Source organism: Streptomyces sp. GQ60 (genome assembly GCF_059758875.1).
Genome location: NZ_JCAXEG010000002.1, coordinates 705010 through 725525 on the forward strand (window position 1 = coordinate 705010; position 20516 = coordinate 725525).

The following is a 20516-nucleotide window of genomic DNA, read 5'->3' on the forward strand; positions in this document are numbered from 1 at the left end:
GCCTACCAGTTGGCGGGCGCGTAGTCCTTGAGGAAGACGCCGTACAGGTCCTCGCCGAGCTCGCCGCGGACGATCGGGTCGTAGACCCGGGCCGCGCCGTCGACCAGGTCGAGGGGGGCGTGGAAGCCCTCCTCGGCGAGGCGCAGCTTGTCGAAGTGCGGGCGCTCGTCCGTGATCCAGCCGGTGTCGACCGAGGTCATCAGGATCCGGTCGGTCTGGAACATCTCGTGGCCGCTGGTCCGCGTCACCATGTTCATCGCGGCCTTGGCGGCGTTGGTGTTCGGGTGCCCCGCACCCTTGTAGCCGCGGCTGAAGACGCCCTCCATCGCCGAGACGTTCACGACGTACGCCCGCCCGCCGGCCGCCTTTCGGGCGGCCTCGGCCATGGCCGGCCGGAGCGCGCTGATCAGGATGAACGGCGACGTGTAGTTGCACAGCTGGGTTTCGAGCAGCTCCACCGGGGAGATCTGGTCGATCGTCTGCACCCAGGTGTTGCTGTCGACGACGTCGGGCAGCAGGCCGCCCGCGTCGATCGCGGTACCGGCGAGGTGCCGCTCCAGGCTGGCGTTGCCCGCGACCAGTGCGAGATCGGCGACCTTCTGCGCCTCGAGCCCGCTCACGCCGACGGGCAGCGCCGCCAGGCCGTCGACCGCGCCGGAGTTGAAGGCGCCGATGACGTGGTGGGCGGGGAGCTCGCCGGCCGGCAGCGGGGCGCTCTCCCCCTCGACCAGCGCCGCGTACGCGGACGGCAGGCGGCGCACGGTCTGCGTCGCATTGTTGATCAGGATGTCGAGCGGACCGCTCGCGGCCACCTGGTCGGCGAGCGCCACGGACTGGGCCGGGTCGCGCAGGTCGATGCCCACGACCTCCAGGCGGTGCATCCATTCCGCAGAGTCCTCCATCGCCTTGAAGCGGCGGATGGCGTCCTTGGGGAAGCGGGTGGTGATCGTGGTGTGCGCGCCGTCGCGCAGCAGCCGCAGCGCGATGTACATGCCGATCTTGGCCCGGCCGCCGGTGAGCAGCGCGCGCTTGCCGGTGAGGTCGGCACGGGCTTCCCGCTTGGCCCGGTTCTCGACGGCGCAGCTCGGGCAGAGCTGGTGGTAGAAGTAGTCGACCTCGACGTACCGCGTCTTGCAGACGTAGCAGGAGCGCGGGCGCTCGAGGATCCCGGCGATCCGGCCGGTCTCGGTGACCGAGGAGGGCAGCAGGCCCTCGGTCTCGTCGTCGATGCGCTCGGCGGAGCCGGTCGCGGTCGCCTCGGTGACGGCCTTGTCGTTGGCGGTCTTCGCGGCGCGCCGGTCCTGGCGGCGGCGCTGCTTGACCGTCCGGTAGAGACCGGCGGTGGCGCGGCGCACGGTGATCGCGTCCGGGTGGTCGACGTCGAGCTTGTCGAGCTCGTCGAGCACGCTCAGACAGAGGGCCAGGCGGTCGGGGTCGATGCCGGGCCCGAAGGCGTGGACCTGCTCCTGGCTGTCTTCGGTCACCGTCATACCCGCTGCGTTCCTTGATCAGTCGTCCGCGTCCGCCGGATGCGGAAGTCCCCAAAAGGGCTAGTGTACGGATCCCCCACGCGGGAAGACAAACGCACTCCCGCGCTCGCGGCTACTGCGTTCGGAGTACACCCAAGGAGGTACTCGTCCCCGCCTCTAGGGGGAGGAATAGCTCTCCGGACTCGGGCATTGTGACTTTTATGAGTGCCCTGGCTTTTTCGGTCCTGCTGTGCCTGGTCTCCGCCGTGGCGTATGCGGCCGGAGCGATCGTGCAGGAGCGGGTCGCGTCCGTCACGACGGACGGGCCGTACGCCCCGGTGCGCCGGCCCGCCTGGTACGCCGCGATCGCGCTGAACGGCCTGGGCGCCCTGCTGCACGTGGTGGCGCTGGCCTACGGGCCGCTGAGCCTGGTGCAGCCGCTCGGTGCTCTCACCATCGTGTTCGCGCTGCCGATGGCGGCCGTGTTCGTACGGCGCCGGGCCGGAGCCGCCGCCTGGCGCGGGGCCGTCCTGGCCACGGCCGGGCTGGCCGGGCTGCTGGCCCTGACGGGCGGCGGCGGGCGGGCCGAGCAGTCGCTGTCGGGCGGGGAGCAGAGCCTGCTCCTGGCGGCGACCGGCGCCCTGGTGTGCGTGCTGTTCCTGGCTGCGCGCCGGGTGCGGCGGGTCGTCGCGCACAGCGTGCTGCTGGCCACGGCGGCCGGGGCCGCCTTCGGGATGGCCTCGGTGTTCACGAAGTCGGTGGCCGAGAGCTTCGCCCCGGACGCGCTGGTCACCCTGTGGCCGGAACTGACCGCGATCGCCGCGCTCGCCGCCACCGGACTGCTGCTGTCGCAGGCCGCCTACCGCGGCGCCGGGCTGACCGCGCCGCTGGCCACCGTGACGGTGGCCAACCCGGTGGTCGCGGCGGCTGTCGGCATCGCGCTGTTCGACGAGGGATTCCGCTACGGGGCGGCCGGCGCCGCCGCGGCACTGGTGAGCGCGGCGGCAGCGGCGACCGGACTGGTCCTGCTCACCGTCGCGCCCCGGGACGGGCACGTGCGCGTACCGTCGGGACCGGCACCGGCCGGGGCCGGGACCTCGGCCCCGACCCCGGCTTCAGCCCCGGCCCCGGCTTCAGATGGCGACGCCGTGGGCCCTCAGGTACTTCAGCGGGTCGATGTCGGTGCCGTAGCCGGGTCCCGTGCGCACCTCGAAGTGCAGGTGCGGCCCGGTCGAGTTGCCGGTCGAGCCGGAGCGGCCGATCCGCTGCCCGCCGGAGACCGCCGAACCGGCTTTGACCGAGAGCGCCGAGAGGTGCGCGTACTGGGAGTACCGGCCGTCGGTGTGCCGGATGACGACCTGGTACCCGTACGCACCGGCCCAGCCCGCTGAGACGACCTGCCCGCTGCTGACGGCCTTGACCGCGGTGCCGGTGGCCACCGGGAAGTCGACGCCGGTGTGGTAGCCGCTGGACCAGGACGAACCCGCGACGTGGTAGGCGGTGCCGAGGCCCGCGGCGACCGGGGCGCTGAAGGCTCCGGAGGGGGGTCGCGGCTTTTCCGCGGGCTTCTCGGCCGGCTTCTCGGCGGGCTTCTCGGCCGGCTTCTCGGCGGGCTTCTCGGCCGGCTTCTTGCCGGCCTGCTCGACGGGCTTCGCCGGTTCCACGGGCTGCACGGGTTCGGCCGTGCGCGGGGGCTTCTCCGGATTCGGCGCGGGCGGCGCGGCCGTGACGCGCAGGGTGAGCCGCTGCCCGGGGAAGATCAGGTCCGGATCGCCGCCCACGACGGCCCGGTTGGTCGCGTACAGGGACTGCCAGCCGCCCTCGACCTGCTGCTCGGTGGCGATCGCCGACAGCGAGTCCCCGGGTGCCACGACGTAGGGGCTGGGCAGGACGGAAGTCCCGGTCGGCCGGGGCGTCGTGCCCTGTGGAGCGGCCTGCGGAGCCGCCTTCGGAGCGGCCGCGGGGGCCGCCTGCGCCGCGGTCTTCGGAGCCGCCGCCTTCGCGGGGCCCGCCGCCTTGCCCTGCGTGCCGAGAGCGGGCGCCGGGCCGCTGCGGCTGAGTCCGGCCTGCTTCCCGCAGACCGGCCAGGCCTGCGGCCCCTGGCCCTTCAGCACCTTCTCCGCCACGGCGATCTGCTGTGCCCTGGTGGCCAGATCGGCGCGGGCGGCGTACGCGGTGCCGCCGAAGGCGCGCCAGGTGCTCTGGCTGAACTGGAGCCCGCCGTAGTAGCCGTTGCCGGTGTTGACGTGCCAGTTGCTCGTGGACTCGCAGGCGGCGACCTTGTTCCAGGTGTCCACCGAGGCCGCGTGTGCCGCACCCGCGCCCATCAGGGGCAGCGCTATGCCGGCTCCGCCGGCGGTGACGACGAGCGAGGCACGGTTGATGCTGCTCGGCTGATACCGGCGGTGCCGGCCCCGTACACCCATGGGAGCCCCCATCGAAGACATCAGGAACCCCGCAACCTAACGCCACGGCCGGAGCATGACAAGGCGCACAACAAGACGCGTTCCAGCGGAAGTTGATTTCCCGCCGAATGTAGGACACCGGTAAGGATCTCCACCGGGGTAGCGTCGGTGTTCCCGCATTCCGCCGCACATCGAATGCACTGCCGACGCACTCAGGAGCGCACTCACATGACCAGCAGCACGGCCCAGATCGGTGTCACCGGACTGGCGGTGATGGGCAGCAACCTCGCCCGCAACTTCGCCCGCAACGGATTCACCGTCGCCGTCCACAACCGCACGACCGCCAAGACCACGGCCCTCGTCGAGGAGTTCGGACACGAGGGCTCCTTCGTGGCCGCCGGGTCCGCGAAGGAGTTCGTGGACGCGCTGGAGCGCCCGCGCCGTCTGATCGTCATGGTGAAGGCCGGTGAGCCGACCGACGCGGTGATCCGCGAGTTCGCCCCGCTGCTGGAGCCGGGCGACGTGATCATCGACGGCGGGAACGCCCACTTCGAGGACACCCGCCGCCGCGAGAGGGAGCTGCGCGAGCAGGGCCTGCACTTCGCGGGCGTCGGCATCTCGGGCGGCGAGGAGGGCGCGCTGCTCGGTCCGAGCATCATGCCCGGCGGATCCGAGGAGTCGTACGCCTCGCTCGGCCCGCTGCTGGAGAAGATCTCCGCCAAGGCCGCCGACGGCACTCCCTGCACGTCGCACGTGGGCCCCGACGGTGCCGGGCACTTCGTGAAGATGGTGCACAACGGCATCGAGTACGCCGACATGCAGCTCATCGCGGAGGCCTACCACCTGCTGCGCGAGGTGGCCGGCTACTCCCCCGCGAAGATCGCCGAGACCTTCCAGTCCTGGAACGAGGGCCGGCTGGACTCGTACCTGATCGAGATCACCGCCGAGGTGCTCGCGCACACGGATGCCGCGACCGGTCGGCCGTTCGTGGACGTGGTCGCCGACGCCGCCGAGCAGAAGGGCACCGGCCGGTGGACCGTGCAGATCGCCCTCGACCTGGGCGTGCCGGTGTCCGGGATCGCGGAGGCGGTCTTCGCCCGCGCGGTTTCGGGCCACGGCGAGCTGCGTACCGCCGCGCGGGGGCTGGCGGGCCCGAAGGCCGAGCCGCTGGCCGGCGAGGCCGCTGACGCGTTCGCCGCCCAGGTGGAGCAGGCCCTGTACGCCTCGAAGATCGTCTCTTACACGCAGGGCTTCCACCAGATCCAGGCGGGCAGCGAGGAGTACGGCTGGGGCGTGGACCCGGGGGCCGTGGCCTCGCTGTGGCGCGGGGGCTGCATCATCCGGGCCGCGTTCCTGGACCGGATCCGCACCGCGTACGACGCCCGGCCGGAGCTGCCGAGCCTGCTCGCCGACGCCGGGTTCGCCGACGAGATCGGCGCGGCGCAGCACGACTGGCGCGAGGTGCTGGTGGCGGCGGTCCGCCGGGGCATTCCGGTACCGGCCTTCGCGGCCTCGCTGGCGTACTACGACGCCCTGCGCTCGGAGCGGCTCCCGGCTGCCCTGACCCAGGGCCAGCGCGACTTCTTCGGAGCGCACACCTACCGGCGCACCGACCGCGCGGGCTCGTACCACACGCTGTGGAGCGGCGACCGCTCCGAAGTCCGTACGGACTGACGCGGCGGACCGGCTCGGCTCCGCTTCAGCTCAGCGGCTTCAGCTCAGCGGCTCCGGCGCGGGCGGCGGCGCGGGTCCGGGCGGCGGCGGCACCGGGTCGGGTTCGGGCACCGGCCCCGGTGTCGGCGGCTCGGGCCGGGGCAGCGGCGCCGGATCGGGGAACGGATCGGGCAGCGGGGCCGGGTCAGGGACGGGAGGCTGTGTCATACCTCCAGCCTCCCCCGGTCCCGGTTCCGGCGCCCGCCGGGCAGGCGGGTCGTTCGGTTCAGGCAGGGCCCGGCCCGGAAGACCCGCCCTACTCCCCCAGGGCCGCCGCGAGCCCGGACGCGGGGCTGGACAGGACCGGCACGGCGGTGGTGACCAGGGCCTGCGCGCCCGCCATGGAGACCTGGGCGAGGACGATGGCGTCCACGTCGGCGGCCGCGTCCGCCGCGGCGGCCACGAACCCGAGGCAGCCGGCCGCGTCGCCCGCCGCGAAACGGTCCCAGGCCCCCTCGACCACCCGGGTACGGACCGACACCGGCCGGCCGGCCCTCCCGGACTCCTCCGCCAGCAGCTCCGCCGTCGGGGCCAGCGTCGACTCCACGGTGGCCAGTACGAGGATCCGCGGCCCGGTACGGACCGCGGCGGCCGCCAGCGGGCGGTCGACGCGGAGCACCGGGACGCCCAGCTCACCGGCCAGCGACTCGGCGACGGCCCCGATCGAGGAGCAGGTGACCAGGACGGGCCCCGCGGAGCCGGCCAGCAGCTCGCGCACGGCCGGGGCCTGCGACGCGGGTCCCAGCTCGCGGGCGCGTTCCAGCAGCTCCGGAACCACCAGGTGACGCAGGACGGCGCCCGGGTGGTGCCGGTCGCGCAGGGCGTCGAAGACCGGGACGTGCACGGGTGAGGTGTGCAGCAGGGTCAGGCGGCCCGGCGCGGCCGCCGTCACCACAGGTCGGAGTCGGAGTCGAGCTGCGCCTTGGCGGCGGCCACCACCCCGGCCGGCGCCTCGGGCGCCTGCTCGGGGTGTTTGGCGGCCCAGCTCGCGGCATAGGGACACAGCGGGACCACGGGAACGCCCTCGTCGGCCGCGATCCCGTAGAAGGTCTTCACCAGGTTCCCGGCGATCCCGCGTCCCTCGTGCCCCGGCTCGACGACGGTGTGGACCGCCACCAGGGCGTGGGGGGCTTCGGCGAGCACGAAGTAGGCGATGCGGCCGATCACCGCCCCGTCCTCGACGGCCCGCAGCCGCCCGGCCGCCCGGTCGTCCACGATCTTGATCGATCCACTCGACCCGGTCTGCGACATCGTCCCGACTCCCCTCAGACAGCCACCGCGTGGGGGCTGCGCTCCTGGTCCGTTCCCGGAACCGGGGCGGACGGGTCCGCACCCAGCTCGACGATGCGATTGTCGCCGTCGACGTGGACGACGCGCGGCTCGAACACGCGCGCCTCGGCGTCGTCCACCTGCGCGTAGCTGATGAGGATGACCAGGTCACCGGGGTGCACGAGGTGCGCGGCGGCCCCGTTGATCCCGATGACCCCCGAGCCGCGCTCGCCCTCGATGACGTACGTCTCCAGGCGCGCCCCGTTGGTGATGTCCACGATGTGCACGAGCTCGCCGGGCAGCAGGTCCGCCGCGTCGAGGAGATCGGCGTCGATGGTCACGGACCCGACGTAGTGCAGGTCGGCCTGGGTGACGGTGGCCCGGTGGATCTTGGACTTGAACAGAGTACGCAACATGAGAGGTGCTCCTGGCTATCAGCTCCCCGCCTGCATTTGCAGGTCAGGGGCATTTCCTTACCCAATGACGTCTTGCACGCTCGGGGAGTTCTCGCCCCGTTTCTCAGGGCGCATGCTGACCGGTTGCTGACTTTACTGAGGCGCCGCCAGGCAAGTGCAGAGGAACCGAAAGCGCCTTCCGCCTCACCCCACGCGACCGGGCCAAGCCTACGCAGCCACCGGCCCGGACGCCTAGCCCGGGCCGACCTCGCCACAGCCCGCCGCGCTGGGCTCGGGTCGGCGTCATCCGCAGAGGCCAGCGGTGAGGCGTGCGCATCCGGTTGAATGAATGCCGTGACACATACTCTGGGCTTCGCCGAGGAAGACCTGCGCCGACTGGCGGGAGCGCGCTCCTTCGAACGCGGGCTCGACTATCTCTCCGCGGTGTCCCGGCTGGAGGTCGGGAACGAAACGATCACCGCAATCGTGGACGGCAGCGACGCCTACGAGGTCGAGCTGACCGAGGACGAGGCCAGCGGGCTCACCGGCTGGTGCGACTGCCCGTACGGCCAGGAGGGCAACTTCTGCAAGCACTGCGTGGCGGTGGGCCTGACCGTACTGGGGCAGGCCGAATCCGTGCCGCAGCAGCGGTCGGCCGCCGTCTCGCGTACCCGACTGCTGGACACTTGGCTGGAGAGCCGCACCCGCGAGGAACTGCTCGCCCTGGTACGGGAACAGCTCACCGACGATCGTGACCTGCGCCGTCGGCTCGAGCTGCGCGCGGCCACCGCCGGGGAGGACACCGCCATCGCCCGGGAGCGCATCCTGAGCCTCCTCGACACCCGCCCCTTCGCCCGCTACGGCTACGTCGAGTACGCCGACGCCCACGCCTACGGGCAGCAGGCAGCGGAGGCGGTCACCGCGCTGCGGGCGCTGACGGCGAGCGGTCGGTCGGCGGACGCGGTGGAGGTGGCCCGCGAGGCCATCCGGGCTCTCGGCCGGACGTACGGGGAGATCGACGACTCCGACGGCCTGATCGGAGACGTCGCCACCGAGCTGGCCGAGGTCCATCTGGAGGCCTGCCGGACCGCCCGCCCCGATCCGGTGGAGACCGCCGAGTGGCTGGTGCGCCACCTGCTGGACGAGGAGAACGACGCCACGGACATGGACCTCTTCGACTACCGGGAGGTACTGGATGAGCCGGGCACGGCCCGGGCGCGCGAACTGGTGGTGGCCGCCTGGCGGGCCAACCCCCGGGGGTGGGCGGAGAAGTCGCTCATGGAGCACTTCCTGAAGGCTGACGGCGGCAGTGTCGACGCGCTGATCGCGGTCCACGCGGCGGACCTCACACCGAACGGCCACACCCACCTGGTGATCGCCAAGGAGCTGGAGGCCGCGGGCCGCACCGTCGAGGCCCTGGAGTGGGCCGAACGCGGCCTGCGGGAGGCCGAACCCGCCTGGGGGCCGGACGACGAGCTGGTCACCTTCGTCTGCGAACGGCACGCGCGGGCCGGCCGCCTGGCCGACGTGGCCGCCATCCGCCGGGACCTGCTGCGGGCCCGCCCCTCCCTGGCGGCCTACCAGCAGCTGCGTACAGCAGCCCGAGCGGCCGGCGCCTGGGAGGGCTCCGAGCACGCGGGCGCCCTGGAGGTACTGAAGGCGGCCGCCCCGCCCAAGGCCGGCCGCTGGTACGGCGGTTCGGTGCTGGTCGACGCGCTCATGGACGATGCCGACCTCGAAGCCGCCTGGCAGGCCGCCGCCGACGGGTACGCCGACCAGCGGCAGTGGCTGGCCCTGGCCGACCGCATCCGCGACAAGAAGCCGGCCGACGCGCTGACCGTCTACCTGCGCTGGATCGAGCCACTGCGCAAGCAGACCGGCGACAGCACGTACGAAAGCATGGCGAAACTGCTGCTCAGCGCCCGCGCCTGCCACCGCACGCTGGGTACCGAGGCCGCGTTCGCCACCTACCTGGCCACCTTGCGCGCCGACCAGAAACGCAAGCGGAAGCTGATGGCGACGCTCGACCAGCACGGACTCTGAGCGGTACCGCGCCGTCTCACCTGCCGTGCTCCGATGCTTGGCTTGGACCTCGCCGAGCCCTCGTACGCCTTGCGGGGCTGGCTGCGTGCGCGTCCGGCTGCTCGGCTCCCGGTGCGGGCGGCATTGCCGTGCCGACGGGCAGAAGTTCGGTGGTGACGAAAGCGATCACCACCGCGAGGATGGCGATGGGCATCATGGCGGAGCTGCCCAGCAGCAGCACGACGAGGACCACGCTGCTGACCGGTAGCCGCAGCGTGGCGGCCGTGGCGGCGGCCATGCCTGCCACCATGGCCGGTACCAGGCCCAGGCCCGGCAGGGGGGCCAGCAGGACTCCGGCGGCTGCTCCGAGGAAGAGGGCGGGGAAGACCGGGCCGCCGCGCAGGCTGCCCAGGCACAGGGTGTAAGCGGCCCCCTTGAACAGCAGGACTGCGAGCAGTGCGCCCACGCCCCAGGCGTGCGGGTCGGCGGCCAGCCGGCCCAGGGTCGTCTGGCCTGACAGGGCGACGTCTGCGGGGGTGCGGTCGGTGATCAGGGCGTAGAGGGCTGCGCATACGGCGGCTGCCAGGGCGCACAGGACGGTGCGGGAGAGGACGGCTCCCGAGACGTACGCGGCGAGGCGTCGGGCCGCCGCCAGGACGGGGTGCAGGAGGACGGCGAGGGCGATGGCGATGGGTATCGTCCACAGCACGTCCGCCGCGTCCAGGCGCGGGAAGGGCGTGGACAGCTTGAGACTGAGGCTGCCGGTTTCGAGCCCGGTCCAGCGTCCGAAGCCGGTGAAGACCAGGGCCCCGACTCCGCTGGAGAGCAGGGCGGGCAGCATGACCGCGAACAGCTGCGGCCCGCCGAGGCCGGCCACTTCGATCAGGAGTACCGCGGCGATCAGCGGGTTGCCGAAGATCGCCGCGATGGCGGCGGCGGCGCCGGCGGCGCCCAGCAACGCAGTGCTCTGCGGGGTCGCCGGAGCCCGGGTGAGGTCACGGAAGAGCAAGGCCAGGCCGCCACCCAGGGCGATCAGCGGTGCCTCCGGTCCCAGAACGGCGCCGAAGGGCAGGCTCGCGGCCGCGGCAAGCAGGACGCCCGGCAGTGTGGCCGGGGAAGTCCCGCCGGTGTGGAGGCCGGACGCGGGGACGTGCCCGCCGGCGCCGGGCAGATGCGCGGCGACCAGACCGACGACGGCCCCTGCGACCAGGAGCAGGGGGAGCGGCCACCACCACGGCGGCGCGTCCCAGCCCAGCCTGTGCGGAAGGTCCGCCCAGAGGACGTGCTCCAGTTCGTGCAGTCCCACGAGGAACCAGAACGCGATCAGGGAGACCGGGATGCCGAGGAAGGCGGCGAAGGCGAGCACCTTGAGATAGCCGGGAGCGCGGAGTATGTCGCGCAGCCGGTCCGCCTCCTGCGGCTGCTGCCCCCTGGCGGGGTCTGCGGGTCGTGTGCTGGGCTCCGTCATGGATGGCCTTCTTCCTTGCCCATGACCCGAATTCTCAGGGTGGCCGCCGAAGCGGCGCCGGCGGTCGGATGGGGGTCGACCGGTCGAGCCCCCGTTCCCGATGATCCGCCCGGCCGGCGTGCCTCGCCGCTGGAGGGAGGGCCGGACTCATCGTTGTTCATCCCCAGGTGGAGGCGCTGTCTGCGTCTGCCTCCCTCTGCGGAGCCCGACCCTGACGGCTCCGAAGAGCAACTTGGCCACCACGCCCACCACGATCAGGTCGGCGATCATCTGCACAGCGGTCAGGGCGCGGGTGGCCGTGGTTGCGGGGGTGATGTCACCGAAACCTACGGTCGCGAAAACCGTGACAGTGAAGTACAGGGCATCGGTACGGCTCAGAGGCTCGGAGAACGATGCCGACTGCTCCTCGGACAGCACGATGTAGATGGTGGAGAAGACGAGGAGGAACAGAGGCACGGCGGTGGCGAGGGCTTCGACGGCGCGCAGCCGGGGATGAGCGGCGTGGGCGATGGCAGAGATCTGCCACGCCGCCAAGCAGCCGAAGAGGGCCAGACCTACGATGAGCAGCGCCACCAGGGAGACGTCGAATCCCCGTTCCAGGGGCGCCTGGTAGTACAGCACGATGAGCGCGGCCATCGAGGCTATCGAACGCAACAGGGAGCCTGCCACCAGGCGCCGATGCCCTCGACCAAGCCGACGCGGAGGAAGCCGCTGAAAGCGGTCGGATGCCGCTCACGCAGTGAGCCCGGTTTCCCGGCCCCATCGCACTGTGAGTAGCGAACACGCGGCCGCCCGAAGGCATCCTGGCCGAGCAGTTCGGACGACACTCCGTCGAAGGCGAGCTCCCGTCAACGAACTCGACGACCAAGTAGTCGACGGGGCCCATGTCTTCGACGTCGTCGCTCATGAGCACTCCTTGCGTGTGGCTCGGCGGCCCCGGCGGACTTCGGCGATACGTGCCCCTGCGCCGGCTCTGCACGCGTATCGGCGGCCGGTACAGCTCTGTTCTCATTGCAGCATCCGCCGCGCGGCTCCGCACCTGCGCACCATGGTCAGGCGTACGGGCCGATGTCAGCCACTGAGTTGGTAGAGGCTTCGGCCGACAAGCCACAGTCCCAGGGACAGGCAGGTCACGACGATTGCCGGATCCTTGTGGCGCTCCAGCCACGTGCGCAGGCCCAGTAGGGAGAGCTGGGCCCTATCGGGCGAGAACACCACGTACAGCTCCATGGCCAGCAGGGTGGATGTGGCCAAGAGGCAGAAAGCAATGAGGGCCAGGAGCGACGCGCCGTGGGAGAGGTCGGCCTGGACAACGGTGGCGGCAGCAGCGGCAACCATCCCCCAGGGCTGAAGGAGCACGCCGAGGGCGGCTGCGGACCATACGGTGGCGTCGTCCTCCCGGGACGATGCGGACGCCCCTGAAGCCGCGGCCCGCTCCCCTGTCGAAGGATCCGGAGCCGTGGCCGATCGGCGGCGCCGACGGCGCCTGTACTCGCCGTACACGACCAGGCCGACACCGATGACCAGCGTGGCCACGAGTGCCGCGATGGACGGCGGAGAGCGGGGCGGGGGCGGCTGCCCGTCGGTGAGGAGAAGGACGATCGCTATCACGGCCACGAGGCACGCCACCCAGGCAAGGATGAACGCCAGGCCCTTCCGTACCCCACGGGGGGCCGACACCACGAGCACGAAGGCCATGATGGACAGCGGGATCAGCGCGATCGCCAAGCCGATGAGAAGCAGGTCAAGCACCATGGCAGCGCACCCCGCTCCCCCGCATCTTCCCGGACGGCAGGTGGGGCCGAGCCGTCGCCGGTGTCGCTCTCACAGAAGTGAGGCTCATCCGACCATCGTGACCCCGCTCGTGTCCGGGGTGCAACCATGCCCTCGAAAGAGCAAGCGCTAGGCAACGCTCGCAGCCTGATCGAGTTCGCTGTCGAGAGCGAGGGCGGCCAGCCCTCCAGGCGGTCGAGGACCTCCTCGCTCAAGTACGGGTCGCCGTCGACCGGTACATGATCTGCAGGGTTTCGCCGTTGGGAGCTCCGCCGTCCCTCAGCCGCTGGATGAGCCAGCTTCGGAAGGCGTGGGCTTCCTCGGTGAAGCCGAGGTCGCGCATGGGTGAGGAAACGGGTGATGAGGATTGCTGTGTCGGCCAGGTAGAGCTGGCGGGTGATGACGTCGGTGTTGTCCGGCGGTTCGCCCCGAGGGACGCGAACGGGGTCGGCGGTGATGGCGAAGTTTACGCCTCGGCTGCCGTCGAGCAGGCCGGCGAAGATGCTGGGCGAGTCGAAGCGTGGCGAGCAGAACCAGTTGAGTACTCCCTCGGACGAGACGAGGGCACAGGTCTGCGGGTCCCCGATCAATCCGTGCTCGGCGATCGGCGGGTAGGGGCGCATCAGCCCTCCACGAGGGGTGGGAGCACGCCCTGGGTCGCACCCAGGACGCCCCTTGTCGTGGAGGTGGATCGGATATTGGCCCATGAGGAGTCTCCGCGTGCCCGAACCGCGGACCGGTACGCGCCGCATCACTGCGCCGGGCTGGATGCGCCGCACACCCCGCTGCTGGGCCGGCTCCTGGAGCAGCTCGCGACCGTACGGGTCCCGGACTGTGCCACCAGGCTGGCTGCTCAGGCCTTCCTCGGTGCGCTGCCGGCCGTCTTCGTCAAGCGCTCCTGGCACCTGCCGAAGGCGAAGGCGCGGCTTGCCGCCTGCCGGTGGCCGGCCTGGCTCGTCGCCCTGTTCTTCCAGGGCTCTGTGCAGAACGCGTTCGGTGCCGGCCGGGCCGTCGAATTCTTCGTCGCGGTGGTCAGCGGCACCCTGCTGTGGTGGTGGATCCAGCACCTCCTGCCGGGCGGCCGGATTCCGGGACGCGAAGCTCGAGTCCGAGCCGGTGCGCGCGCCTCGGCGGGTGGCTCGGACGGCAGACTCATAGGGCTTCCCGAGGACGACTGAGATGAAGGCCGCTCCCCCGTCATTGGACATGCGGCGCCGCAGTTCCGCGCGTCAGGTTCAGCTCACCCTGTGACGCGTCCCCTCCTCCGACGCCTGCTCCACCTTCACAGTGCAACGTGCACACGCAGCACTGCGTCACCGGCAAAGGAAGGCCGCCGTTCCCCCACTGCCGTCTCGAGGTTGGCAACGGCGGGACACGATCGGGGACCGATGCTGACGACCTGCTGACCTGGACCCTGACAGTACGGCGCTGACCTGCAGAAACGCCCAGAACAACGATTCGTGTCTCCGGTCAGCTGTCGCTACCCGAAGCGGCCACGGCGAGACACTCCGTTGCCGTCCCGGGCCTCCCGCGGCCGGGCGGGCCGCTCGGGCGCGGGGTCAGTCGACGCCCAGCAGGCGCCGCAGGTCTTCGGGGCGGGACGCGAATTCCGCGGCGGCCCCCTGGTGGACGATGAGTCCCTTCCCCATGACCGCCACGCTCCGGGCGGCGGAGAGGGCGAGCGTCAGGTTCTGTTCGACGAGGAGGACCGACATGCCCTGCGCGCTCACCTCGCGGATCACCTCGCCCACGTGGGCGACGATCACCGGGGCGAGCCCGTCGGACGGTTCGTCAAGGAGCAGCAGGCGCGGATTGCCCAGCAGGGCCCGGGCGATCGCGAGCATCTGCTGTTCCCCTCCGGAGAGCTGGTCGCCGCGGTGCCCGAGCCGCTCCCCCAACCGCGGCAGCAGGTCGAGGACGCGGGCCCTGGTCCAGGGTCCGCGCGCCGGGCGCCGCGAGGCGATCGTCAGGTGTTCGTCCACGGTCAGCGGGGCGAACACCCTGCGGCCCTGGGGGACGACGCCGACCCCTGCCCGGGCGATCACGTCGACGCGGGCTCCGGCGAGCTCCCGGCCGTCGAGGCCGACGCTGCCCTCGTAGGGGCGGACGAGCCCCATGACGGTCGAGATGAGGGTGGTCTTCCCGACTCCGTTCCGGCCGAGGAGGGCGACGGTCCCGCCCGCGTCGAGGTCCAGGTCCACACCGCCGAGGACGATGCCCCCGGCGTAGCCGGAGCGCAGCCCGCGGATGCGCAGGAGCGGGTTCACGAGGTGGCCTCCATGGTGCCGAGGTAGGCGGTCTGGACTTCGGCGGAGGCGCGCACCTCGTCCGGGGAGCCCGTCTTCAGGTGTCTGCCGAGGTGCATGACCGTGACCGTGTCCGCGAGTTGGAAGACCATGTCGAGGTCGTGCTCGACGAGGAGTACGGTCACCTCCCCCGGCAGGGCGGCGATCAGTTCGGTGAGCCGCGCCGTCTCCGCCGGCGACATGCCGGCGGCCGGTTCGTCCAGGAGCAGCAGGCGGGGTTCGGTCCCCAGCGCCACGGCGACCTCCAACTGGCGCCGCTCGCCGTGCGAGAGCTCGGCGGCCGGGAGGTCGTGCCGGGTGGGCAGGCCGACCCGGTCGAGCAGTTCGTGCGCCTGCGCGATCGCCGCGCCCCGGGCGGCGGCCCGGGAAGCACCCCGGGATGCGCCCCTGGATGCGGCCCGGCGCACCACGGCGAGCAGCACGTTCTCCAGCACGGTCTCGCGCAGGAAGAGACTGGAGTGCTGGAACGTCGCCGCGACGCCGAGCCCGACCCGGCAGTGTACGGGCAGCCGGGTCACGTCCTGGCCGTCGACGAGGATGGTTCCGGCGGTGGCCGGCAAGGTGCCCGAGATCAGGCCGAACAGTGTGGACTTGCCCGCACCGTTCGGGCCGATGATCGCGTGCCGGGTGCCCGGCCGCACCCTGAGGTCGACCTCGTCGAGGGCTCGGAAGGAGCCGAAGTGCCTTGACGCCCGGCGCAGTTCCAGTAGATCGTGATCTGTCATGCCGTCCTCTTCCGGGTGAGCCTGTGCGGGATCCGTACGCCGGCCAGTCCTCGGGGCAGCGTGTAGACGGCGATGACGAAGAGCAGTCCGAGCAGCAGCGGACCGCGTCCGGCGACGGCTTCGAGGTTCCCGAGGTAGTCGCGGGTGAGCCAGACGAGCGCGGCGCCGGCGCACGCCCCCCGCATCGAGCCGGAGCCTCCGATGACCACGGCCAGCAGGGCCAGCGCGGCGATCTCGAAGCCGGCGTCGCCGGGCGAGACGAACCGCTGTACCGAGACCCACAGGGCCCCGGCGGCGCCGGCCAGCGCCCCGGCCCCGCAGTAGACGGTCAGGGCGTACCGCTGCGTGGGGTAGCCGATCGCCCGCATGCGGGGTTCGTTGTCGCGGATGCCGCGCAGGGCGAGGGCGAACGAGGTCGAGCCCAGCCGGGAGACCGCCGCGAAGAGCAGCAGGAAGACGGCCAGGACGTAGAAGTAGACCAGCCCGTCGAGCTCCAGGGCGGGCATGCCGGGCAGCGGTACGACGGGCGGGATGCCCGACATCCCGTCGGTGCCGTTGGTCAGCGACTTCCAGTTGACGGCGGCGCTGTAGACGATCTCGCCGATGGCCAGCGTGAGCATCAGGAACACCACGCCCCGGGCCCTCACGGCGAGCCATCCGGTCGGTACCGCCACGAGTGCGGAGACGCCTGCGGCGATGAGGAGTTGGAACACTCCGATGTCGGTGATCCGCGTCGCCACGATCGCCGCCGCATAGGCGCCGACGCCGAAGTAGGCGGACTGGCCGAGGGTCGGCATCCCGGTCAGACCGGTGAGCAGGTTGACGCTCAGGACGAGGAGGGCGAACACCAGGATGCGCGACAGCGTGCCGACCGCGTAGGGGCCGAGGACGAAGGGGGCCAGGGCGAGGGCGCCGGCCGCGGCGATGGCCGGCAGCCGCCGGCGTGCCGCGGAGCCGGCGGTTGCGAACGTGCTCATGCGCGCACCGCCGACGGGAGGAGGCCGTGCGGGCGGACCACGAGGACGAGCAGCATGGTGCCGAAGAGGAGGAAGGGGGCGTACTCCGGGAGCAGGGCAACCCCGAGCGTCTGCACCTGGCCGATCAGGAGCGCTCCGGCGAGTGCGCCGCGCACCGATCCGAGGCCCCCCACGACCACGACGACGAGCGAGAGGACGAGCACGGTCTCGTCGACGCCCGGCCCGGGGCCGAGGATCGGCGCCCCGAGGACTCCGCCGACCGCCGCCAGGGCGGCGCCGGCCGCGAAGACTCCGTAGAGCACCTTGCGGATGTCGATGCCGAGCGCGCGGACCATGTCCCGGTCGGCGACGGTGGCCCGTACGAGGGCTCCGAGCGAGCTGCGCTCGAAGACGAGGTACACGAGGAGCGCGAGGCCGGCCGCGACGGCGATGAACACCAGCCGGTAGACGGGATAGGCGTGGCCGAGGAGGCCGACCGTCCCTCGCAGGGCCGTGGGCGGGTCCGTGGGCAGTACGTCTCCGCCGAAGGCCGCGGCGAGGAGGTCGGCCACGATGAAGGTGATGCCGAGCGTCAGCACGGCTTGGTCCAGGTGCCCGCGGCGGGCCAGGGGCTGGGTGAGGAAGGTCAGCGCCGCCCCGCCCATGGTGCCCACCAGGGCGCCCGCCAGCAGCGCGAGGAGGAGACCCCAGAGGCTCCCGTCGGACAGCGCGTAGGCGACGTAGGCCCCGGCCAGGTAGAGCGTGCCGTGCGCGAGGTTGAGCACGTCCATCATGCCGAAGACCAGGGAGAGTCCGACCGCGATCGTGAACAGCAGCAGACCGAAGGCGACCCCGTCGACGACGCTGACGAAGTTGCCGTCCAACCATCCGGACATGTCAGCCGCCCAGTCTGCCGAGCTCGGAACTGACGGTGTTGGAGCCCTGCTTGACCTCACGCAGGTACCAGGGCTGGACGGGCGTCCCGCCGCCGTTGAACCGCCAGGTGCCGCGCGGGCTGTCGATGTCCCCCACCCCGGCGATGGCCGCGTTGACCGTTTCGGAGGTCACCGTGGAGCCGGCCGCCTTGATCGCCTTGTCGAGGACCTGCGCCGCGTCCCACGACGCCATCGCGTACGTGGTCGGGGCCGACCCGTAGGCGGTCGTGTACGCCGGTGCGAACTGCTGGTTGGCGGCGTTGTCCAGGTCCGCGCTGTAGTTGAGCGCCGTGAGGATGCCGTCGGCCGCGTCTCCTTGCCCCGTGAGCACCCCGCCTTCGGTGAGGAAGCCGGGCGCGTAGAGCGGGATCTTGCCGGCCAGTCCGAAGTCCCGGTACTGCTTGACGAAGTCGACGGCGGCGCCGCCGGCGTAGAAGCAGAAGACGGCCTTCGCTCCGGACTTCTCGATCTGCGCGAGGTACGGCTGGAAGTTCTTGGTTCCCGGGAACGGCGTGTAGACCTCCTCCCCCGCCATCTTTCCGCCCGCCGGGAGGAAGGTGGACTTGAAGCCCTCCACCTCGTCCTTGCCCGCCTGGTATCCCGCGGCGATCAGGAAGACGGGGCCGCCGGCCCGCTCGGCGACGTGCTTGCCGAGCGCCTTGCCCGGTTCGTCGTTGACGTACGAGGTGCGCCAGATGTACGTGGTCCCGGTCAGCGTCGTGGGCGAGGCGTTCGAGCCGACGAGCGGGACCTTGCCGGTCTCGAACAGGTCCTTGACCCCGTTGATGGTGGCCGAGCTGACCACCCCGCTCACCGCGAGCACCCGGTCCTGCTTCACCAGCTTCTCGGCCGCCGCCTTGCCCGAGTCGGCCGTCTCCCCCTCGTCGGCGACCACGATCTCCACCTCGCGGCCGCCGAGCTTGCCGCCGTGCCGCGCGACGTAGAGCTCGAAGCCCTGCTTCATGTCGTCGCCCAGCGCCTTGTAGGTCCCCGACCGCGGGACGAGGAGCCCGATCTTCACGGGCCCGCCCTGCTCGTCCTCGGCGGCCCCGAGGCTCGCACCACCGCATGCCGTGGTCAGCAAGAGCGCCGTCGATGCGGCGGCCAGACCAACGGGACGAAACCGACCTGCCATGGGAACTCCGTACGTAGTCAACCGGCCCTGGAGGGCGGGATGTTGCTGATGGGTCCGCCGTGGGGAGTCCCAGGCGTGGAAGGTCCGGCTCTCAGGGATGACCTGGCCGCCGGTCGTAGTGACACGTGTCTATCGCGCTTTTCCGACGCCCGTCAAGACTTCGCAAGATTTACCTCCCCACCCTCCCCGGACCCCTTGACCCGCGCCCCACGCATGGCGCGATACTGACCCTCGTCAAAATCTCGCTATATGAATTCCGGCGACGGGCCCACGATCAGCCAGGGAGTGACGCACCATGACCGACGATCCATCCCGGCGCAAAGTCCTCAGGAACAGCGGGGTGTTGGCAGGCGCCGCACTGCTCTCCGGGGTGGCGGGCGGGCGCGCGGCACAGGCCGCCCCGCACACCGCCGGGTCCTCACCCGTCGTGGAACTGCCCTCGGGCCGCCTGCGCGGGGGCACCGAAGGAGGGCTCTCGGTGTTCAAGGGCGTGCCCTACGCGGCACCGCCGGTCGGCGCCCTGCGATGGCGCCCGGCCCAGCCCCACCCGGGGTGGCAGGGCACGCGCGACGCGACCGCCTTCGGCCCGAGCGCCCCGCAGCCCTACCGGGAGGGAGGCGACCAGGTGCTCGGCACCCACGGCTCGCCCCCCTTCGACGAGGACTGCCTGACGCTCAACGTCTGGACACCGGGAACCGACGACGCCAAGCGGCCGGTCATGGTCTGGATCCACGGCGGCGGATTCATCTCCGGATCCGGGTCGATGCCGGGCTACTCCGGCGAGACCTTCGCGCGCGACGGCGACCTCGTCGTCGTGACCGTCAACTACCGCCTCGGCCCCCTGGGTTACCTCTACTTCGGCGAGGACGGCGCCGGGGGGAACTTCTGGCTCACCGACCAACTCGCCGCGCTGCGCTGGGTGCGCGACAACATCGCCGCGTTCGGCGGCGACCCCGACGAGATCACCCTCGCCGGCCAGTCGGGCGGCGCGCTGTCGGTGGCGGCGCTGGCCGGCGCCCCGGCCGCTCGGCGACCGGGCCGCCCGCTGTTCCGGCGCGCCATCCTGCAGAGCCCGCCGCTCGGCCTGAAGATCCCCACGCGTGCCGAATCCCTTGAGCGCACCGCCGCCTACCTGGACATCCTCGAGGCCAGGAACGTGACCGAACTGCGGGCCGTGCCCTGGCCGCGCCTGATCGCCGCCACCTTCGAGATGTTCGGGCGCACCGGACGGTGGGGCTACTGGTCGACCCCGTTCCTTCCGGTGCTCGACGGGGTCACGCTGGACCGCGACCCCGCCGACCTGCTGCTCGGCGGAGCCGGCGCGGACATCGACGTCCTGATCGGCTGGACCAGGGAGGAGGCCAACTTCGCCTTCGCGCTGAGCGAGCCGTACGCCGCCGCGACCAGGGAGCAGGTCGTCGCCAGGGCGCGGGACACCTTCGGGAACCGGGCGGAGCAGGCGTACACCGCGTACGAAGAGGCCCGGCCGGGTGCCCGCCCCGTGGACGTCCTGATGGACCTGATCACCGACGACCTGTTCCGCATGCCCGCCGTGGCGCTGGCCGAAAGGCGGGCGGCCCGCGGACGTCCGGTCTGGGCGTACCAGTTCAACCTTCCGACGCCCGCGCACGGCGGCCGGCTCGGGGCCGCGCACTGCCTGGAGCTGCCGTTCGTGTTCGACAACTTCGACAAGTGGTCGCAGGCGCCCTTCCTGGCGGGACTGAACCCCCGGGTCCGTGACGGTCTCGCCTCGACGATGCACACGGCCTGGATCTCCTTCATCCGCACCGGCGACCCCCATCACCACCCCATGCCCCAATGGGGTCGCTACGACCGGGACACCCGCACGACGATGGCCCTCGACTCGGTCACCACCGCCGTCGACGACCTAGCGGGCTACTGGCGGCGGCTGCACCATCCGGCAGGGCGGTGACCGCTCGCGGCG

At 71.9% G+C, this 20516-nt stretch carries 17 protein-coding genes and 2 pseudogenes; 5 read left to right on the top strand and 14 right to left on the bottom strand.

The window, feature by feature from the left end:
• Window positions 1-2: 2 nt before the first annotated feature.
• A complete protein-coding gene (locus AC6CKD_RS08260) occupies window positions 3-1490 on the bottom strand; it encodes an SDR family NAD(P)-dependent oxidoreductase (protein WP_498326154.1) in 1488 nt (495 codons plus the stop codon).
• Between the two features lie 200 nt (window positions 1491-1690).
• On the opposite strand from AC6CKD_RS08260, the pseudogene AC6CKD_RS08265 reads away from it, so the two are divergent.
• Window positions 1691-2416 (top strand): annotated as a pseudogene (locus tag AC6CKD_RS08265) (DMT family transporter); the annotation flags it as partial.
• Window positions 2417-2602: 186 nt separating this feature from the next.
• On the opposite strand, the gene AC6CKD_RS08270 reads toward AC6CKD_RS08265, so the two are convergent.
• Window positions 2603-3895 (bottom strand): transglycosylase family protein, encoded by a 1293-nt coding sequence (locus AC6CKD_RS08270; RefSeq protein ID WP_498326155.1) that lies wholly within the window; start codon window positions 3893-3895, stop codon window positions 2603-2605.
• A 207-nt stretch (window positions 3896-4102) separates the two neighbouring features.
• Between AC6CKD_RS08270 and gnd the strand changes: the two genes are divergently transcribed.
• Complete coding sequence (gene gnd, locus AC6CKD_RS08275) at window positions 4103-5548, top strand: NADP-dependent phosphogluconate dehydrogenase (protein ID WP_498326157.1); 1446 nt, start codon at window positions 4103-4105, stop codon at window positions 5546-5548.
• Between the two features lie 295 nt (window positions 5549-5843).
• Here the strand turns inward: gnd and AC6CKD_RS08280 are convergent, their stop codons facing one another.
• Genes AC6CKD_RS08280 through panD form a run of 3 tightly spaced genes read right to left on the bottom strand, consistent with a single transcriptional unit; the run spans window position 5844 to window position 7272 of the window.
• Window positions 5844-6482, bottom strand: a complete 639-nt coding sequence (locus AC6CKD_RS08280; RefSeq protein ID WP_498326158.1) for an aspartate/glutamate racemase family protein — start codon at window positions 6480-6482, stop codon at window positions 5844-5846.
• Window positions 6476-6838, bottom strand: coding sequence for a GNAT family N-acetyltransferase (locus tag AC6CKD_RS08285; protein ID WP_498326160.1), 363 nt, complete (start codon window positions 6836-6838; stop codon window positions 6476-6478). Before AC6CKD_RS08285 ends, AC6CKD_RS08280 begins: the two co-directional genes overlap by 7 nt.
• Window positions 6839-6852: 14 nt before the next feature.
• Window positions 6853-7272: an aspartate 1-decarboxylase gene (gene panD, locus AC6CKD_RS08290; protein WP_498326161.1), complete on the bottom strand. Its 420-nt coding sequence runs from the start codon at window positions 7270-7272 to the stop codon at window positions 6853-6855.
• A 333-nt stretch (window positions 7273-7605) separates the two neighbouring features.
• Here panD and AC6CKD_RS08295 point away from each other — a divergent pair, with 333 nt between their 5' ends.
• Window positions 7606-9294 carry an SWIM zinc finger family protein gene (locus AC6CKD_RS08295; RefSeq protein ID WP_498326163.1) on the top strand — a complete coding sequence of 563 codons (1689 nt, stop codon included), beginning with the start codon at window positions 7606-7608 and terminating at the stop codon, window positions 9292-9294.
• Window positions 9295-9310: 16 nt separating this feature from the next.
• Here AC6CKD_RS08295 and AC6CKD_RS08300 read toward each other — a convergent pair whose 3' ends face one another.
• From AC6CKD_RS08300 to AC6CKD_RS08315, 4 genes and pseudogenes are all read right to left on the bottom strand, one after another.
• The gene (locus AC6CKD_RS08300) at window positions 9311-10741 is read right to left on the bottom strand and encodes a chloride channel protein (RefSeq protein ID WP_498326164.1); all 1431 of its coding nucleotides are present in this window, start codon (window positions 10739-10741) and stop codon (window positions 9311-9313) included.
• A gap of 147 nt (window positions 10742-10888) precedes the next feature.
• On the bottom strand, window positions 10889-11377 hold the full coding sequence (locus AC6CKD_RS08305) for an ion channel (protein WP_498326166.1): 489 nt from the start codon (window positions 11375-11377) through the stop codon (window positions 10889-10891).
• Window positions 11378-11812: 435 nt separating this feature from the next.
• Entirely contained in the window at window positions 11813-12496 is a 684-nt protein-coding gene (locus AC6CKD_RS08310; protein WP_498326167.1) for a GAP family protein, read from the bottom strand.
• Between the two features lie 362 nt (window positions 12497-12858).
• Window positions 12859-13137, bottom strand: a pseudogene (locus tag AC6CKD_RS08315) (trehalase-like domain-containing protein); the annotation flags it as partial.
• A gap of 75 nt (window positions 13138-13212) precedes the next feature.
• Between AC6CKD_RS08315 and AC6CKD_RS08320 the strand changes: the two are divergent.
• On the top strand, window positions 13213-13692 hold the full coding sequence (locus tag AC6CKD_RS08320; protein WP_498326168.1) for a hypothetical protein: 480 nt from the start codon (window positions 13213-13215) through the stop codon (window positions 13690-13692).
• A 381-nt stretch (window positions 13693-14073) separates the two neighbouring features.
• On the opposite strand, the gene AC6CKD_RS08325 is transcribed toward AC6CKD_RS08320, so the two are convergent.
• The 5 genes from AC6CKD_RS08325 to AC6CKD_RS08345 are packed head-to-tail and all read right to left on the bottom strand — an operon-like array spanning window position 14074 to window position 18571.
• Window positions 14074-14781, bottom strand: a complete 708-nt coding sequence (locus AC6CKD_RS08325; protein ID WP_498326169.1) for an ABC transporter ATP-binding protein — start codon at window positions 14779-14781, stop codon at window positions 14074-14076.
• Window positions 14778-15545 (bottom strand): ABC transporter ATP-binding protein, encoded by a 768-nt coding sequence (locus AC6CKD_RS08330; RefSeq protein WP_498326170.1) that lies wholly within the window; start codon window positions 15543-15545, stop codon window positions 14778-14780. The genes AC6CKD_RS08325 and AC6CKD_RS08330 overlap by 4 nt, the downstream gene beginning before the upstream one ends.
• Window positions 15542-16522: a branched-chain amino acid ABC transporter permease gene (locus tag AC6CKD_RS08335; RefSeq protein ID WP_498326171.1), complete on the bottom strand. Its 981-nt coding sequence runs from the start codon at window positions 16520-16522 to the stop codon at window positions 15542-15544. Before AC6CKD_RS08335 ends, AC6CKD_RS08330 begins: the two co-directional genes overlap by 4 nt.
• Window positions 16519-17397, bottom strand: coding sequence for a branched-chain amino acid ABC transporter permease (locus AC6CKD_RS08340; RefSeq protein WP_498326173.1), 879 nt, complete (start codon window positions 17395-17397; stop codon window positions 16519-16521). The genes AC6CKD_RS08335 and AC6CKD_RS08340 overlap by 4 nt, the downstream gene beginning before the upstream one ends.
• 1 nt (window position 17398) lies before the next feature.
• Entirely contained in the window at window positions 17399-18571 is a 1173-nt protein-coding gene (locus AC6CKD_RS08345) for an ABC transporter substrate-binding protein (protein ID WP_498326174.1), read from the bottom strand.
• A 295-nt stretch (window positions 18572-18866) separates the two neighbouring features.
• Here AC6CKD_RS08345 and AC6CKD_RS08350 point away from each other — a divergent pair, with 295 nt between their 5' ends.
• Window positions 18867-20504: a carboxylesterase/lipase family protein gene (locus AC6CKD_RS08350; protein WP_498326176.1), complete on the top strand. Its 1638-nt coding sequence runs from the start codon at window positions 18867-18869 to the stop codon at window positions 20502-20504.
• Window positions 20505-20516: the final 12 nt, after the last annotated feature.